This window comes from Heliobacterium chlorum (assembly GCF_014502795.1).
GTDB classification, from domain to species: Bacteria; Bacillota; Desulfitobacteriia; order Heliobacteriales; family Heliobacteriaceae; genus Heliobacterium; species Heliobacterium chlorum.
The window spans coordinates 29,933-45,926 of sequence record NZ_JACVHF010000021.1; the positions used below are offsets into that span (position 1 = coordinate 29,933).

Genomic DNA, 15,994 nt, shown 5'->3' on the forward strand with positions numbered 1-15,994 from the left:
GATGAAAACAAAATTGCTATCTCCGTCTATTAGAAATTTGAGCAGGAGTTAATTTTAGAAATAAAACAATATTCTTAATGTCAACATTCTCACGATAGTATACATCTTTATAATCGGATACAAAGGTATTCCATCCAGATATAATGCGACCAGTAGGATAGCTATAATCAAATTTGATATCAACTCTTCCGATAACATCGATATGCTTTATGTACTTTTTGTAATGAATTTTTGAATACCAAGCATAACTATATACTTTAGCATTTAAGATACTTTCGACAGTCGGCATCTCTGTATTATTCATATATGCCTTGACTATGAAATTGCTTCCAAATTCCTCACTAGTCTTGATACTTTCTAAAACAATAGCACCCGAGTAAGTTCCATCATTAAGCTTAATTGATAAAACATCACCTTTGTTGAAAAGTGGTGGTTTATATTTTAGTGGCTTAGGTTTTTTAGGGTTTACTTTCGGAGTAGATATTTTTGTCAAGAAAGACGTCAGGGCTTTTTCCCTTTTTTTTAGATCCGAGGCAGATGCCTCTAACTCACGCCAACACTGAATATCCTTACCAGTTTCAATAATATCTTTTACTTTATTATAAAGATTATTATTCAGATACCCACATTCCCAACCAGCATAAATAGCGGCAAAGTACATATTATGCAATGCATTAGTATCATCGAAAAAAGCTGTTTCATATTTCTCAACAACTTTATTTAATGCTGTTTCAATTGGCGTTCCGTTATTAAATTCCTTCATAATTTCATCATAAACATCCAGGTACTCATCATTTGAAGATATGCCAGGTCCCCAAGCTCCCATTTATAGTCCTCTCACTTTCATTAAAGGTAAAAATCCCAAAGTTGACACTATTATAACAAAATGGATTTAAATATATCAACCACATATCGCCATCTGTAAAAAGGAAGGTCGTGGGGTAACTGCAATAATTGAAGTAATAAAAAGTGAAAAAAGCGTAGCCACCGGCCTACGCTTTCTTTTCTCAGATAACCAGATATGTACCTTTTAGCCTCAGAAGAGTACGGCAATCCAGTACCGTACTCTTCTTTATTAACGGGACAAATTCAATGTTCCCTTCATTCCCAATGTTTATTCAAAAAAAGGAGGAGCACGGTGAAAGGCCGTACCCCTGTTAAGGAGGAACTATCTGTGAGAAGCACTCTGCAACAGCAAGAAAGCCTCCGGCGACAACGAAACCAGAGTTTACTTTCTTACCGTCCCACGAGGTCTTTACACCAAAGGTAGTATATCTTGAACTTCCCTATGTAATTCATGGGAGTAAATCCAACCCTAGTTACAATCGGAAGGATGGTCATCCCCGTGGCCCGTACCGGGCCTCGTTAAACCACCATAACCCTCACCGTAAAACCATCTCAACGGAAACGCAAAAAACCGCCGTCAGCACACTGCTTCCGTCGGTTTCCCCTGCGTACCGGGCCATTTCAACCCCATGGCTTCACCAGAGATGCCCCTCCGTAACTACGACCGTAACCACATTTTGGTTCTCTCTTCCACCTGGTGATCCTGCTAACCCGCATATGTAGTGGAGCCGGCGACAGGACTTGAACCCGCAACCTACTGATTACAAGTCAGTTGCTCTACCTGTTGAGCTACGCCGGCGAGTCAAGTAAAGTAATCTCCAATTTGGTGAGTTGCATTAATCAATAGTCATGGGGTATCTCCATGAGCAAATTGGAGGTCTCGGAATTTAGTGCATACCCCCATTGATGACAGACTAGAGATGTATAGTCTCGGTGTAATGAACGTTGGAACAACTGATTACAAGTCAGTTGCTCTGTTGGAAGACGGTCTATATTTGGGTATGATTATAGCCAATTTTTGAAAGCTTGAACAGAGAGTAAGTTTTGGGATATTAGGGTGGTGTTGGTTGGGAGAAGAAGGGATTAAGTTAAGGGGATATAGTATAAAAGGCCCGCCAGTTAAGGCGAGCTTTTTTGTGTTGGGTGATGGGGGCAATTGTCGGAACTACAGTTACACTTCAATTTTGACGGGTAATGACCAAAAATACTGTTGCCCACCGGGGGTACAGAAGATGAGGGAACATAGAAGGATGAGTTGCAGTTTTAGGGGCAGTGTTGCCGGTGGGGGGTATGGAGGGAGGGGTGTGAGGTGAGTGATAATTTGGTGGTATTTTGGAGGGGGATGATAACAGGGTAGGATGGGTAATGAACAGTATGAAATAGAACTCTTGAAATTATGGCTTGCTATCTTCTTTAGCATTTACATATGGTTCTTAAGAAAAACTAAACGCTTTACTTTCTCTGTTAAATAAAGATAGACTAAAAAAGTAAGTTTTTACTTTACGTTTATTATTAAATAAATCTAACAAAAACACATTGCTATAAGTGCTATTATAGATTGTTTTTTCAATATGTTTATCTTTTATATAAAAGTAATCATTAGCCTGTATGGAATTTTCGATTGTTAAATTTCTTTTTCTTGTATCACAGGCCAATGAAAAACCACCGTCGTTATTTTCTTTTAACACGTCAGTAAAATTAATAGTGTTTATTGCATTGATTAAATCTGTCACATTCAATTGCAAATTATCTTCAGAGTAAAAATACAAATCGTTTATCCTAGATTTAGAAAAAATATATACTTTGAAAAAATCATCATATTTTAAATCGTATAAAACTACTGAATTGGATGTAGGTTTAATTAATCGACAAGTTAACTCTTTAACTGATCCATCACCCGAAAAATGCAAATAAAAATGGTCGACTTTTAGATTATCAATTAATTCATTGTTGGATAACGGGGTTAATATTTCAGAAAAACACAAGTCTTCGACATTATCTGACATATTTAGCAAAACAAAACTAGTTGACAAATAAAAACAAAAAGGTACAATAAACAACAAAGCCAACCAAATAATGTATTTGAGATGATTTTTTGGATTTAACATCATTCCACTCTCCTTTTGACTTAGAATATACACTATATTCTTTCTAATGTAAATATGTGTATTTGTTGGCGATAAATGTTGTGTCAATTGGTTTTTCGAAGATTTATTTTAGTTAACCAATTGTAATTAAAAGGAGGTGAATTATAGTTTAACCGCAATTTCTTAATCATGAACTATAGAAAAGGAGAAAGAAAAATGAAAAGGCTTATAACTTTGTTATGTTCCCTATTACTATTTACGTTTACCTGCACTGGTATCAGTTTTGCACAGACGGATAAATCTAATGAGGTAAAGTCAAACGAATACTTAACATTGAAGAAACTAAAAAGTATGAATGAAAACGAATTGATTTCACAAGGTTTAAATAAAGATAAGATTAATCAAATTAAATCCTTAGATTATGCCGAAGAATTAAGGAAGAGAGCAAAGTTAGATTCGCAAACATTAAAGAACATGGGTTATACAGATAGTCAGATAAACACATTAAAAAATTTCAAAGGGACAGAATCAGAAATTATAGCTTTGTCCGCCACTTGTACATTAAAAGCTGCGTTAAACAATTTTAGTTACAATAGTACTACAGATAAAACAAATTTCAGGGTATATTTTGAGTGGGCTTGGTCTTCGGTACCGATAATAACTGGGACGGATATAGTTGCTCTTACCTGGTCACCCGAAATGTATATGACTATACCTGATACACAAACAAGCCATAAAGTAACATACGTACATCCAATTGGAACATCGTATAGTAAAAATGTAACCGTTAACCCTGAAAATGCCGGAACGGCCGCGAGTTCTAAGTTTTCTATGACAGAGGGAGCATACTGGGCTAAAAATGGTTCTGGATATATGAGAGTAACTAAACAAGGAAAACTAAGTGAAGCTGCAATGCTTATTTCGTACGGTCATTCTCAAGTGACCCTCACTCCTAGTGTTTCTTTCAGTGGATTATCAATTTCTTTTGGATCCGGTGTTAATAAAGAAAGTACTTCGTACCTCCATGCTCCAGAATAGATGTTAGATATTTATTAGGAAAAATAATATGGCTAACTAAGTAGAACTTACCCAACTAATTTTCTTTTTATATTCTTAAAGTCCGGCCAACGGCCGGGCTGTTGTTTTTATATGCTACCATCGTGGTATGAAAGAATCCAATATCGAGCTTGTGTTATAAATGGTATATCAGTCGCGTTGGAGGGCGTAGGGTGCATTCTGTGACGTCGGGTTTGAAGGGAGTAGGAAATAATTAGTCATAAGGCTAGTTTAATTACCCGCTTTTGGGGTACTTATTGAGTAAATACTTGGGTTACATCGAAAACTAGAATGATGCCCGTCCTAGTTTAAGGAGGTTGATATACATCAATAAACCATCATTAGACGATTTATTGAGTCAAGTCGACAGCAAATACGCTATGGTTATACTCGCTGCCCAGCGAGCTCGTACACTGAATGACCCTAATAAACCAGCCGAACCATTGGTTCATGCGAAGAAAGATGAAAAGCCGGTAAGTATTGCTCTTAGGGAAATTGCTGAAGGATTAATACGTTACGAACCTGTGAAGAACAAAGAGAGCGTTGAGGCTACGTTTGATCGAAAATATTAACCGTAGATATTGATTACAGTAATTACAGTCCGGCCAACGGCCGGCTGTTTTTTATTCTGCTGTCGATGAATTCGAATCGAGCAACCTCGTCATTGACCAAAAATCATCGTTCAAAATTACCCAAAATCCCCCATATCCTACATAAGGCCGCTGTAATGGCCCAAGTCCGATTTGACCCAGTTGTGGTATGGAATGATATAGCCTATCGTTTAGGAGGCACACAGGGCATTCTGTGGGGTCGGGTTTAAGGTCTGGAGGAAATTATTAGGTAAACTAGCCGTTGAACAGGTGTTAGCCAATTCAAATATTGGTCAGAATAGAAGAATAACCGCCCGTTCACACGACCTTACCGAGCCCCTAAAGGGAGGCCAGTGGGGAGGGGCGGTTTTTCTGTTTCCCAATAAGTTTTATAAGATTATTTTGGACATAATACAAAAAACTCTTTTTCGGGGGCTTACTTATGACCTTAGATAGAACAATCGAAATTACTTCAATGTTTCTGACGATTGGTCTTGTTATCTGGTTAGTTCCAAGGAATAAGATAAGAGACGGCGTTGTAATCTTTTTATTTAAGCAAACTCTAACGTGGATTTTAGGCCTTATAGTTGTTGAATGGAATCTTATCGAGTATCCCACTCGTTTTTTACCTAATGCGACGAAATCCAGTTTAACTTTTGAGTACGTGGTATATCCTGGTATATGCGTCTTATTCAACTTGTTCTATCCAGAAAAAAAGAGCACTATTAGGCAATTAACTCATTACGTGGCATACACCTCGGGAATATCTGGATTTGAAGCAATACTCGAAAAATATACTAACACTATAACTTATATTCATTGGTCGTGGTATTGGACTTGGATTACAATATTTTTAACATTTTTGGCGTCTCGTATCTTCTACAGATGGTTTAGAGGAGATTTTATACTACAAAAATAGCTTAAATGACCACCTAAGAACCCCCACATCACGCACACCCGCTATAACGCCCCAGTTCAATCCGAGCCCCATTCTGGTAATGGTATAGTCGATTGTTTTCGAAGGCATACAGGGCATTCTGTGGGGTGAAGTTTAATGGGTAGAGGAAATTATTAGGCGAAATATTGGCTTTAGTATCGCCTGAGTAACGGCAGGCCACCGATTTGAGCCCCGTTGTGGTATGAATGGAGTGGTTGGTCGTGTTTGAGGGCGTAGGGGGCGATGTGTGGGGGCAGTTTTGTTGGGTGGAGGAAATTATTATTAGCTAAAAAAATAGGTCTACGGTCCTTTGAACTCCAATATCGAGGCATGTTAATCTAAAAATGCCTTCTTTTCAAATATCCATCTGCCTACCGGGATGTCTAGCTCCCGGTATTTTTTTTGTCGTTTATCAGGTGGCTACGTCTATCTAAAAACGTATTTGATTGTCCGGGAGGAAAACTTGGTATCATGTCGAAGGATAATTGAAAAGCTTGAAAATAATGGAGGATGTCGTGAGGCAAATAACGATGACCAGGTTATTACGTTTAAGGGACGTAGAAATATTTCTATTGAGAGACGGTTATTGCGGAGACTTGATTAGTTTCATGGTCTTGGTCGATTATCGCCGACCTAGTTCATTAGAAGATTATCCGTATCTTAAAGGGATAGAAGAGGAATTAAATTTTAGCAGAGCCAATTACATAAAGGTGATCTTCATATCGGACAAACTACTTTCGAATGATTCACAGGATGAAATAATTACATTGGCTGGAGGTTTACTAGAGAATAAAGATAACTGCCATTGGAACTGTGATTTTCGAGTACTCAGCCCAACAGAAATAGAACAGATATTAGAGTCCAGGAAATACTTTTTGAGGTTTTTCGAAAGATTACTGGAGAGTAATGGATTGGGCATTAAGTTAAATATTGAAGATGATAGGTTTATCTTTTTATCACAGGACTAGGCGTTATCAAACGATTTTTACGTTTCCCGATAATGTTAAGCGTAATAACCTCACCCATTCGCCCATTTCACTGATCTCCCAAATACCACTCGTTGTCGGGAGCAGCGTGAATGGGCGGTTGTTTTTTATTGAAGTGTAACAAGGTAGAATTGGAAAGCATAGGTTAACTCGGGGTGTAACGATGCTTAGCATTATCAACGATTCCGTTCGTTTTCCCGAGGCGTTAGCTACCGTAAGAACAATTACAAGAACTTATAATACAAGTCCTTACCGTGTGTACCAAGCTTCCGTGTCTATTCAGGGTATGGACTACGGCTTTTCCGATCAAGAAGGGTTATTTTTTCGCAGCCAAATTCAGACGAGTAGTCGAATAATTTCACCGAATCAAGTTCAAGTAAGCATAACCTTTGGATTTCGTTCACGTGAATTTGACAAGCGGACAGATGCAACGATCAATTACTGCGTTTTTCTTCAAGTTTATTGATCTGGCAGACCTTAAGGTGATGCATTCAAAAATTCTAATTTGTTTAATCATCAAAAAGCGACTTTGCTAATACCTGCGAGGTCGCTTTTGCTTAACAAAGAAACATTCAACTAAAGCAAATATTCCGCCACTCCAACAGGAATTCTAATTGATGGAGGTGGGACAATTGTTTGAGTGGATTGAGGATCAAGGCCTAAAGCGTAGGACTGAGAAAATAATGAGTTTATCTGAGAAACAAGCTCATTATGAAGAATCAGTGAGAGACCTTGAAGCGTTCAAGAGACGCTTGAGATTATCAAGGTTAGGCATAGCAGATAAGGTGGAAAAGACCATTGACAAGAATTTGTCTATTTCTAAATCCTTCGCCCGGGCTTATAAACGAAGCCTCAAAAAACTCAAAACGTATTAACCTCCACACAGCGATCTCGCCACCACCGGCGAGGTCGCTTTTGTTTTTGATGCTATCCTGGACACACTAATCCCCGAGGTGATGCGTCTTCATCCAGGAATGGCTTGAATCTCGACGGCAGCGGAAAAGGGAAGAAGATGAGCTTGCTTTGGCTTACCTTAATGACGAGTGCGTAAGAAATGCCACCTTAGCCAAAGACCTCGAGTTTTTCCAAGAACAAATCGAAGCCGCTGGGCTTACTGTTCCGAACAGCGTTCAGGAATTATTAAAGGAAAGCCTTGAGCAATCGAGTAATCGGGCCGAGCTGTTTTGTGGCCAGCGTGAACAGATGAAGAAACGCGTTCATTGACCTCCGACGATCTCGCCGTTACTGGCGGGGTCGTTTTTTTACAAGGAAAAATATTGTTAAAATTTAACCTTTCAGGACTTTTTTCTTATAATACACACGACCAATAGTTCGACGTTGTTTTTTACTAAGAGGTATATTGATCTTATAAGTAAAAAGCTGTAGACTAATGTACAAGAAACTATTTACATGGAAGATTGTACTTTGTAATTGAATAGATTGGATGATGCTGTCGAATATCAAATAGGGATCGTAGCTTATAGGACATAACGACAACCTTTCATTTTACCTCCCACACGAACCATCTAAGGAGGATAATAAATGAAAAATGAATTTGATCGTTATAAAGCCCAAATTATTGAGTTGCTTTTAACTTCGAGAAAAACTGATCCTTGGTCCAGTGAAAGAATAGCCACTCATCTGAAAATACCTAATGTAGACGAAAATATGATAAAAAGACTAACCAGGTACATAAGAAATCTGATAAAGTTCGCAGATAGCGATAGCAGTTTATCCGTTATAAGTAATGACGGAAAGGGTTACTTCTTGCCTATTCATAAAGATGAATTTAGAAAACAGGCGAATAAACGGAGAAACATAAGTAAAGGATTTTTTAGATCTGCTAAGCACTACGAGAAACATGAAAAAAAAGCGATATCTTCACCACAACTAGAATTGTTTGCCGATGAGGGTGCTAAATGAGAATAGAAAATATACCATTGCATTTAATTGATGAGGATAAAGATCAACCAAGAAACACTTTTACTGAAAGCACTATAGATGAATTAGCTGAAAGTATTAAGGAAATTGGCTTGCTTAATCCAATAAAGGTAAGAAAAATAAATGATAATAGGTACAAAATTATATTTGGAAACAGGCGCTATAAAGCCTTTGTAAAACTAAATTACGAAGCAATACCATGTATAATTTCGGAATCGAGCGATGAACTGGAAATATATATTGAACAAATCACAGAAAATCTTCAACGAGAAAACATTTCTCCAATAGAAGAAGCACTAGCTTTTCAAAAACTACTTAATGATCAGAGATGGAAAATATCAAAAAAATACTTATCTGGTAAGCTGGGGAAATCCGAACGTTATATTAGCAAAAAACTAGATCTTCTTTTATTCGGTTCCGACGTAAGAAAAATTATACATGGTGGAAATGATGTTATTAAAGGGGCACTTTCTGAGGAACAAGCGTTAAGATTAAAAAAAGTACCCATTGAATATCGCGATCAATTGGCTATTAAAGTTGCTCAGGAACAACTAATCCCAGATGATATCGAGAGGATTTCTACGCTTTTTACAGATAGAAGTAGAAGTCTAACCGCAAAAGAAAAACTGTTATCTTTAAAGGGAAATGATCTTCTATCTATTTGGTTCGAATATGAGGGGAGCAAAAATTACGATAATCAGTTTGAAAATAATTCACGAGAATTAAGTCTAGTAAATAAAAAGCAGATAATATCCCATGATGATGAAAAGATAATTGAAGATTATCTTCTTCGAGTTGCTCCATTGCAAGAAAAAATTAATCAATTAATTTCACGTATTCCAACGTTTCATTCCATTTCCCCCGATTTATTTGACTCAATCAATGAAATGACTTTAGAACAACGTCAGGAATTACTTATAACCCTGAATATATTAATTTCTAACACAGAGGCTCATTTAGAAGAATGGAGGATTTTAAGAATTGAGGCTGAACGAAAGTTAAAGCCAAAAGATTCTATAAAATTAATTAAGCCATAAGATCATTTTGCTAACTATAGTTCTCTAGCGACTTCGCCACACCCGGCGAGGTCGCTTTTTTGCGTTTACATAGCAGATGAGCTTTTCGTGGGATAAGTGGGGGAGTTTGTGGGCATGGGAGGGGTAGGTGGGCGGAAAGTCGTCTGCTATGTGAGGATAAGCAGTTGAGTTTAATTAAGCCAGACTATCTATAAAACTCCAATCAAATGTAGAAATATGTCGAAATATTTTTCCAGGAAAATATAAATAAATGTCGAACAAAAGAGCAGGAGGTGACTTTATGAATTATGGTTAAGCTTTTGAAATTGATCAATTTAATCTTATAATGAGGTGAAAAATGAAAAGCGTTCAAGATTTAACTAGTGCTGATAATAAATCAATAGGTTTTGATTATCAATATTACTATTTTTTATATTTGCTACTTGGTCTTAAAGTTGGACAACAGATTGGTATAGAAGTAAAAGATGATATCCACTTAGACTTACCTAATGAAGAACAAATACTTCTTCAATTGAAACATTCTGTTCAAACACAAAAATCTGGAGCCATTATTAATTTAACAGAACTTGATAAGGATTTATGGCATACTATTGACAATTGGGTAAAAAATATAAACGACATTACTCAAGGAAGAAAAGAACTAACCAAACAGTTAGAATTTATTAAGAAAACAAAATTTGTTTTAGTATCAAATAAATCCGTTAAACAAATCAGATTCCTTAATAATGTAATAGAATTTAAGAAAAGAGTAATGAGTATATCTAATATAAAGGATTATATTAAAGATCTTTCAAAAACAACAACCAGTAAAAATCTTCAAGATTACATCTTGAATTTATTTTCTCAAGATGATAAATGGCTAAGTTTATTTTTAGATAACTTATATTTCGAGCTAGAAGAAGACGACCTTATTTCAAAGATTAAAAATAGTATTAAAGAAAAACATGTTCCAGAATCTAAAATAGAAGATGTCTTCAGTGCAATAGATAGTAATATTAGGAGACATATCTATTTTACAGTTAAATCGCAAAAAAAGATAATAATATCCTTTGAAGAATTTTATAAAAAATACAATTTGCTATTTGATAGGGGGAGAAACAAAAAATTACCTATACGTAAAAGGGAATTATCATTCTCAGAACCTTTGGATAAACAAATATTTATAAAGCAATTAATAGATATATTTGAAGTTGAACCAAACGATACTGATAAAATGATTGAATTTACCAGATATATGCTACAAATAAATAATCATCTTGAAGAATGGGTGAACGAGGGACTTTTAATTGAAGAAGATGTAGAGAAATTTGAAAAAGACGCTAAACTAAAATGGCAAAATATACATAGGGAAGCATATAGAAAAGTTTTATTAGGTATGAAGATTGAGGGCAGTAATCCTATTGAAAAAACAATTATCGAACAAGCACTTGTATGCTTAGATCAAGTAAGAAAAATAGAACTTGTGTTGGATGAAACTAAATTAGATACTGAAATGAGCAACGGTGAATTTTATTCATTATCTGATAAACCTTTGATTGGATGGCGTTTAGACTGGGAAGAAAGGTATAATAAATGTTGAATAAAAGAAGTGTAGTAAATAATGAATTTATAGGAGCTTTGTCAATATACTACGTACTAATTCATCTAAAGGAAATTAGTGTTTCGAAAGCAATGCTTATATTACCTTTCGTTGCTCATAAAGGTACGGTTGACTTTCTGAAGAATAAAAACACTATAATAAATAGCTTAGAGGAACTTATGGTAAAAAAACCTACTTTCTTTAGCAACTATAATCAAAGATATTATTCTTTTTTACCAATTACATTTAACTCCATAGCCCTTTTATTGGAAATCAAGCTTGTACGATTATATAAAAATAAAATAATTATAAGTAAAAATGTACCCATGCCTTCGTCAAGTAGTAATATCGGTGTTAGAGCTTACAATATAATTCAATCAAGTTTCAAACTTGCTCATGTTTTAAGAGATGAGGAAATAAATTTATATTTACAATTGAGGGTGCAGATATGAAATTTGTATTAGAAGAGCTTGTTTTGTGGCTTAAGAATGGTAAAATAAGACGACTTGAATTCAAAAATAACAAGATAAATGTAATTACGGGAGATAGTGGTACCGGAAAGTCTGCGATAATAAATATTATTGATTATTGTTTCTTTGCGAGTAAAGCTAATATCTCTGAAGAAAAAATTAACGAAAATGTAAGTTGGTATGGCTTAAAATTTAAGATTAATAATAAATCATTCACTATCGCTAGGGGAGCTCTAACTGAGAAAGGTAAAGTTAGTGATTTGTATTATTATTCCCCTATAGGAGTTGTTCCTGAAGAAATATCCGATACAATAGAAGAGAAACAATTAAAAGAAATAATAGAAAACGAATTTTCAATCGATAGTAATGTAATAATTCCTTACGGTGGAAAAAAACTAAAAGCAGGAAGTAAGATTTCTCTTAGATACTTTTGGTTATTCAATACACAATCAGAAAACACTATTTGTAATAGTGAAGTATTTTTCGATAAACAAAACGACGAGAAGTATAATGAAGCACTACATAGAGTTTTTGATTTAGCGACGGGTATAGATACTGTAAAAAATATAATAATCAAAGAAAAAATAAATGCATTAGAAAAAGACCTGAATCGATTGGAAAAAAGAAAAGCCGCCCTAAAAAAAGAAGAAAATATATTTCACAGCAATATAAAAGAATTAATACGTAAGGCCAAAGAATATGACTTAATTAAAGATGTGACAAAGAATATCGAAGAAGACGTCTTTTACTTAAAGGAACTGGTAAAAACTATTAAGGATGCTGACTTCTCATCAGATTATAAAGAATTTGATAAGTTGCAAAAACAAAAATTCGAGGTTAAAAGAAAAATTAGAAATTTTACAAGGTTTAGGAGTGAATATGAAAAATACACAAAAATTCAAAAGGATAATTTAGATAGTTTGCAACCTCTTAATTTCATTAAAGAAAAATATGGTTCTTTAATTATAAATAGAGACTTGATAGATCTCATGGAAATGTTTGAAAATGAGCTCGGCTTAATTAAAAAAGAAATAAAAAATAAAAGCCCTTTTAATATTAACATAGATGAACAGTTGAAAAACCTACAAAAAGAATTAAGTCTTATAGAGGACGCTCTTGATAGATTCCCAAATATAAAATCTGATTTTCAAAATCATATACACAAGTTTGTTTTTATTGGCGAAATTAAATCTAAGTTAGAGATGTTTGAAAAAAAATTCACGGATATCTTTAACGAGGAAGAATTCGATAATAAAGCACGTGAGTTAGCAGAGTTACAGGATAAGTTAGAGAAAGAGATAATTAATAGAGATCTAGTCTATAAGCTTCTTGAAGAACTTATACAAAACTATTTAGATGATTCTGGTGATGCATTAGGTACATACAAGGGTTACAAGTCTGTTTTTGACTATAAAAATAAAGTGCTAAAGTTAAAAAAACCTGGTGCGGTCAATACAGCAGTAGTAGGAAGTAGCTCTAATCACATGTTTCTACATCTTTGCTTCATGTTGGGGCTTCATGAGTTAATAATTAGCCAAGAGGTACCTTTTGTACCTAGTTTTATTATTTTAGATCAACCAAGCCGTCCGTATTACGGAGAAGATGCCGGTAGCAAAAAGAATAAAAAGAATTGGTCTCAAATACCGCAAGATGATAAGACTAAAATAACTATAGCGTTCAAGATCCTAAACGACTTTATTGATAAAATTAACAGTGATTATAAAACTGATTTTCAAATTATAGTACTAGAACATATTCCTCCTTCAATCTGGGAAGATGAAAAATTAAATAACGTTATTTTAGTGGATGAAGAGTTTAAACACGGAAATGCCTTGATTCCTGACTCCTATATTAACTAAAATGTAACCTTGTTACTCATTATTATTGTACCCCTCACCCCACAGCCCACCTATTGAATAGACAGGCAGTGCAGCCCATCGTGGCCGGACTGCCTTATTTTTTTCAAGGACGGTGGCCAATGACAGCAAACTTCGGTGAATTAACGTTAGACACCATTCATCACATGGACATTAACGACGGCTTCAAGCTGCTTCCCGACAACTCCATCGACCTCATCATCGCTGACCCACCATACGGCATCAATTACCGCAGCGGCAGTCGCAAGCGAAAGTTCACCGCGATCCAAAACGACAATATCATCATGGCAGACTGGTTGGCCGATGCTTATCGGGTTTTGAAGGACGGTGCTGCCCTATACTGCTGGACCCGCTGGGATGTCTACGTCGAGTGGTACCACCGTATCACCCAACACTTCACCATCAAGAACTGCATCATCTGGCAAAAGAACGGCGGGGGAATGGGTGATCTCCGTGGGGCCTACAGTCCCGCTCATGAATTTCTCATCTTCGCAGTGAAGGGCAGACACATATTAAAAGGAAAGCGAATTTCTGACGTATGGCCTGTGCCTCGCGATCCGGCAGTGACCTACATCCACCCAACGCAAAAACCGGTAAAGCTGGCCGAGATGATTATTGAGAAATCTTCGAAGCCGGGTGATGTTGTGCTGGTCCCATTCTGCGGTAGTGGGGGAGATTGCGTGGCAGCCAAGCGGATGGGGCGGAGGTTCATTACGTTTGATGTGGAGAAGGGTTACGTGGAGGCAGCAAGTAAACGGCTCAACCAAGCGGCATAATTATAGTTGTTCAATGTTTGACCAAGGCAAGAAATCCCTGGGATAGAACCGGAACGTGTGTTCCAATGACGAGAGAAACGTGCTATTCTATTTCCAGGAGGTGTTGGTAATGTTCCTAAAACCTAAAGACGCTCAGGTGGTTAACGACCTGCGAGAAATCACTGAGTATCAACTAGAGGAAATGAATGAAATCGTCAGTTCTGCCATGCAAGAAAAGTCACAGCTAATGATTCAATTGCGAAATGGAAAGCAGATTTTGTGTGTGCCGCTAAAAGGCAGAATGGGGAAATTATCAGTATCTACCGAGCGTGGTGAGCGTGAAATTCTTTTCACCGATATCGTCGATGTACAGAAAATCTCGTAATTGCCACAGCCATGCCTGTTTCGCCACGTGTGCCGACAGACTCCATTGGTAATATAATTCCATTCAAATAATACTTGCGAGCCACACGTGGCCACACAGCCCGCGACGTTGCCAACCCAGCCGTGCGGAAGCTGGGTGAGGCGAGCGCGGGGCCGGAATTGGCTTTTCTGGGCTAGATGATTATAAAAATAACTTCCGGTAAATGAACTTTATTGAGGAGTAACAGTTCATAGAGCGATGTCAAAAACGACGACGTCGTCAATCTTGACGTCAACCACCTTTGACACTAACTATACTGTGTCTTAATACTATAACTAGATACACTGTTAATTAACACCGGTAACACTATATCTATGGGATTATCAAAGAACAGTGAAACACGTATATATACCTCGGACGCTGGCCATGCCATCCGCCCAGATATCATACCAACTTGGAAGCCTCTGTGAAATATGGGATTACTGGCGGAGGTTCCTGTAAGATACCTGTCACAAATGAGGGCGTTTTACGATCACTCGGAGGACTGGATGTTATGGATTATATCCACAGCCTTGGCAGATAATGTGACTGTCATCACATCGAAATGTCTGTTCTGATGATATGATAAACCAAAGGTATTTCATCGGGGGTAACATTAATGTTTCTTGAACTTGCCGAAGAAGGCAATAAGATAAAAAGAGAATTTCACTTGTTGACAGAGGATGAGCAAAGAAAACGGATTAGAAGCTGGTCACAAAAGTGTACGAATGCAATGAAAAAGAAACTGCCTAAGTCGACATTCACGAGTTATTTTCTGAAATTGGCGGGAGAGTCAAGGTATATTGACGATAATGCGCTGGATAGGCTGTTATTCGTTATCCAAGGACTTGAAGCTGCCGAAGAACATAGCGATAGGGAACAGGATGTTGGCTAAAATAGAGCGACACGCGGTGAGATACGTCATTCACTGCGGGGTCGCTTTTTTGTTGACGAGATATCTACGTGATTGACGGTAAGCTGACGATCGCTACGGATTGTACTTTACTATAGTGAAGTTAGAAGTAGGTTCTAACTTTATAATTGAAAGGAGAAGGTGAACCATTGTCAGAGCAATCTAAGAAATATGCGTTGAATGGCTCGCAGAGACTCGCTGCGGAAATACTCGCCTCCAACGACGTCCACAAAATGACGTTAGCCCAAATTGCGGAAGAAGCCGGTATCAGCGAACGGACGTTATACCGATGGAAGCAGGACCCGGATTTCATCGCTTACCAGAATGAAGTCGCCGAATTAGCGATGAAGGACTTCCTTGCCGAGGCTTATAACAGCCTAAAATCAATTGCTCGCGGCAGTCAAAGCGAGAAGAACAAATTAAAAGCTATCGAACTGGTCATGAAGAACCAGGGCCGGTTGACGGAAGTGCAGAAGGTTGAGGCTAAGATAGAGGATGCCCGTTCCAACGAAGCGAT

17 protein-coding genes and 1 tRNA gene are annotated in these 15,994 nt (G+C 36.9%); 15 read left to right on the forward strand and 3 right to left on the reverse strand.

All coding sequences use genetic code 11. From position 1 onward, the window contains the following. Nucleotides 1-16 precede the first annotated feature (16 nt). The 3 genes from H1S01_RS15720 to H1S01_RS15730 form a co-directional block, all read right to left on the reverse strand. Nucleotides 17-826, reverse strand: a complete 810-nt coding sequence (locus H1S01_RS15720; RefSeq protein WP_188041368.1) for a hypothetical protein — start codon at nt 824-826, stop codon at nt 17-19. A gap of 743 nt (nt 827-1,569) precedes the next feature. Then, nucleotides 1,570-1,645: transfer RNA gene (locus H1S01_RS15725), tRNA-Thr, on the reverse strand. Between the two features lie 634 nt (nt 1,646-2,279). Beyond that, nucleotides 2,280-2,954 carry a hypothetical protein gene (locus tag H1S01_RS15730; protein ID WP_188041369.1) on the reverse strand — a complete coding sequence of 225 codons (675 nt, stop codon included), beginning with the start codon at nt 2,952-2,954 and terminating at the stop codon, nt 2,280-2,282. Nucleotides 2,955-3,149: 195 nt separating this feature from the next. On the opposite strand from H1S01_RS15730, the gene H1S01_RS15735 reads away from it, so the two are divergent. The 15 genes from H1S01_RS15735 to H1S01_RS15800 form a co-directional block, all read left to right on the forward strand. Continuing rightward, a complete protein-coding gene (locus H1S01_RS15735) occupies nt 3,150-3,971 on the forward strand; it encodes a hypothetical protein (RefSeq protein ID WP_188041370.1) in 822 nt (273 codons plus the stop codon). Between the two features lie 335 nt (nt 3,972-4,306). Next, the gene (gene rpoZ, locus H1S01_RS15740; protein WP_207732374.1) at nt 4,307-4,561 is read left to right on the forward strand and encodes a DNA-directed RNA polymerase subunit omega; all 255 of its coding nucleotides are present in this window, start codon (nt 4,307-4,309) and stop codon (nt 4,559-4,561) included. A gap of 493 nt (nt 4,562-5,054) precedes the next feature. After that, nucleotides 5,055-5,498: a CBO0543 family protein gene (locus tag H1S01_RS22365; RefSeq protein ID WP_341479117.1), complete on the forward strand. Its 444-nt coding sequence runs from the start codon at nt 5,055-5,057 to the stop codon at nt 5,496-5,498. A gap of 512 nt (nt 5,499-6,010) precedes the next feature. Next, nucleotides 6,011-6,484 (forward strand): hypothetical protein, encoded by a 474-nt coding sequence (locus H1S01_RS15745; RefSeq protein WP_188041371.1) that lies wholly within the window; start codon nt 6,011-6,013, stop codon nt 6,482-6,484. Between the two features lie 650 nt (nt 6,485-7,134). Next, complete coding sequence (locus tag H1S01_RS15750; protein ID WP_188041372.1) at nt 7,135-7,377, forward strand: hypothetical protein; 243 nt, start codon at nt 7,135-7,137, stop codon at nt 7,375-7,377. 148 nt (nt 7,378-7,525) lie between these two features. After that, on the forward strand, nt 7,526-7,726 hold the full coding sequence (locus H1S01_RS15755) for a hypothetical protein (protein ID WP_188041373.1): 201 nt from the start codon (nt 7,526-7,528) through the stop codon (nt 7,724-7,726). 318 nt (nt 7,727-8,044) lie between these two features. Continuing rightward, a complete protein-coding gene (locus tag H1S01_RS15760) occupies nt 8,045-8,425 on the forward strand; it encodes a hypothetical protein (protein WP_188041374.1) in 381 nt (126 codons plus the stop codon). Continuing rightward, nucleotides 8,422-9,480, forward strand: a complete 1,059-nt coding sequence (locus tag H1S01_RS15765; protein ID WP_188041375.1) for a ParB/RepB/Spo0J family partition protein — start codon at nt 8,422-8,424, stop codon at nt 9,478-9,480. Before H1S01_RS15760 ends, H1S01_RS15765 begins: the two co-directional genes overlap by 4 nt. A 337-nt stretch (nt 9,481-9,817) precedes the next feature. Continuing rightward, entirely contained in the window at nt 9,818-11,059 is a 1,242-nt protein-coding gene (locus tag H1S01_RS15770) for an ABC-three component system protein (RefSeq protein WP_188041376.1), read from the forward strand. Then, a complete protein-coding gene (locus H1S01_RS15775; protein WP_188041377.1) occupies nt 11,053-11,511 on the forward strand; it encodes a three component ABC system middle component in 459 nt (152 codons plus the stop codon). Before H1S01_RS15770 ends, H1S01_RS15775 begins: the two co-directional genes overlap by 7 nt. Continuing rightward, nucleotides 11,508-13,388: a DUF3732 domain-containing protein gene (locus H1S01_RS15780; protein WP_188041378.1), complete on the forward strand. Its 1,881-nt coding sequence runs from the start codon at nt 11,508-11,510 to the stop codon at nt 13,386-13,388. Before H1S01_RS15775 ends, H1S01_RS15780 begins: the two co-directional genes overlap by 4 nt. A gap of 119 nt (nt 13,389-13,507) precedes the next feature. Then, on the forward strand, nt 13,508-14,182 hold the full coding sequence (locus H1S01_RS15785; RefSeq protein WP_188041379.1) for a DNA-methyltransferase: 675 nt from the start codon (nt 13,508-13,510) through the stop codon (nt 14,180-14,182). Nucleotides 14,183-14,291: 109 nt separating this feature from the next. Next, on the forward strand, nt 14,292-14,546 hold the full coding sequence (locus H1S01_RS15790; RefSeq protein ID WP_188041380.1) for a YolD-like family protein: 255 nt from the start codon (nt 14,292-14,294) through the stop codon (nt 14,544-14,546). 637 nt (nt 14,547-15,183) lie between these two features. Continuing rightward, nucleotides 15,184-15,459 carry a hypothetical protein gene (locus H1S01_RS15795; protein ID WP_188041381.1) on the forward strand — a complete coding sequence of 92 codons (276 nt, stop codon included), beginning with the start codon at nt 15,184-15,186 and terminating at the stop codon, nt 15,457-15,459. A gap of 167 nt (nt 15,460-15,626) precedes the next feature. Continuing rightward, a partial coding sequence (locus tag H1S01_RS15800) for a phBC6A51 family helix-turn-helix protein (RefSeq protein ID WP_188041382.1) occupies nt 15,627-15,994 on the forward strand: 368 nt, incomplete at its 3' end.

Excerpts from the sequence above, each read along its gene's own strand:
- H1S01_RS15785 (WP_188041379.1), top strand. The coding sequence starts at position 13,508 with ATGACAGCAAACTTCGGTGAATTAACGTTAGACACCATTCATCACATG.
- H1S01_RS15795 (WP_188041381.1), top strand. The coding sequence starts at position 15,184 with ATGTTTCTTGAACTTGCCGAAGAAGGCAATAAGATAAAAAGAGAATTT.
- H1S01_RS15730 (WP_188041369.1), bottom strand. The coding sequence starts at position 2,954 with ATGTTAAATCCAAAAAATCATCTCAAATACATTATTTGGTTGGCTTTG.
- H1S01_RS15720 (WP_188041368.1), bottom strand. The coding sequence starts at position 826 with ATGGGAGCTTGGGGACCTGGCATATCTTCAAATGATGAGTACCTGGAT.
- H1S01_RS15780 (WP_188041378.1), top strand. The coding sequence starts at position 11,508 with ATGAAATTTGTATTAGAAGAGCTTGTTTTGTGGCTTAAGAATGGTAAA.
- H1S01_RS15790 (WP_188041380.1), top strand. The coding sequence starts at position 14,292 with ATGTTCCTAAAACCTAAAGACGCTCAGGTGGTTAACGACCTGCGAGAA.
- H1S01_RS15770 (WP_188041376.1), top strand. The coding sequence starts at position 9,818 with ATGAAAAGCGTTCAAGATTTAACTAGTGCTGATAATAAATCAATAGGT.
- H1S01_RS15775 (WP_188041377.1), top strand. The coding sequence starts at position 11,053 with ATGTTGAATAAAAGAAGTGTAGTAAATAATGAATTTATAGGAGCTTTG.
- H1S01_RS15760 (WP_188041374.1), top strand. The coding sequence starts at position 8,045 with ATGAAAAATGAATTTGATCGTTATAAAGCCCAAATTATTGAGTTGCTT.
- H1S01_RS15765 (WP_188041375.1), top strand. The coding sequence starts at position 8,422 with ATGAGAATAGAAAATATACCATTGCATTTAATTGATGAGGATAAAGAT.
- H1S01_RS22365 (WP_341479117.1), top strand. The coding sequence starts at position 5,055 with ATGTTTCTGACGATTGGTCTTGTTATCTGGTTAGTTCCAAGGAATAAG.
- H1S01_RS15735 (WP_188041370.1), top strand. The coding sequence starts at position 3,150 with ATGAAAAGGCTTATAACTTTGTTATGTTCCCTATTACTATTTACGTTT.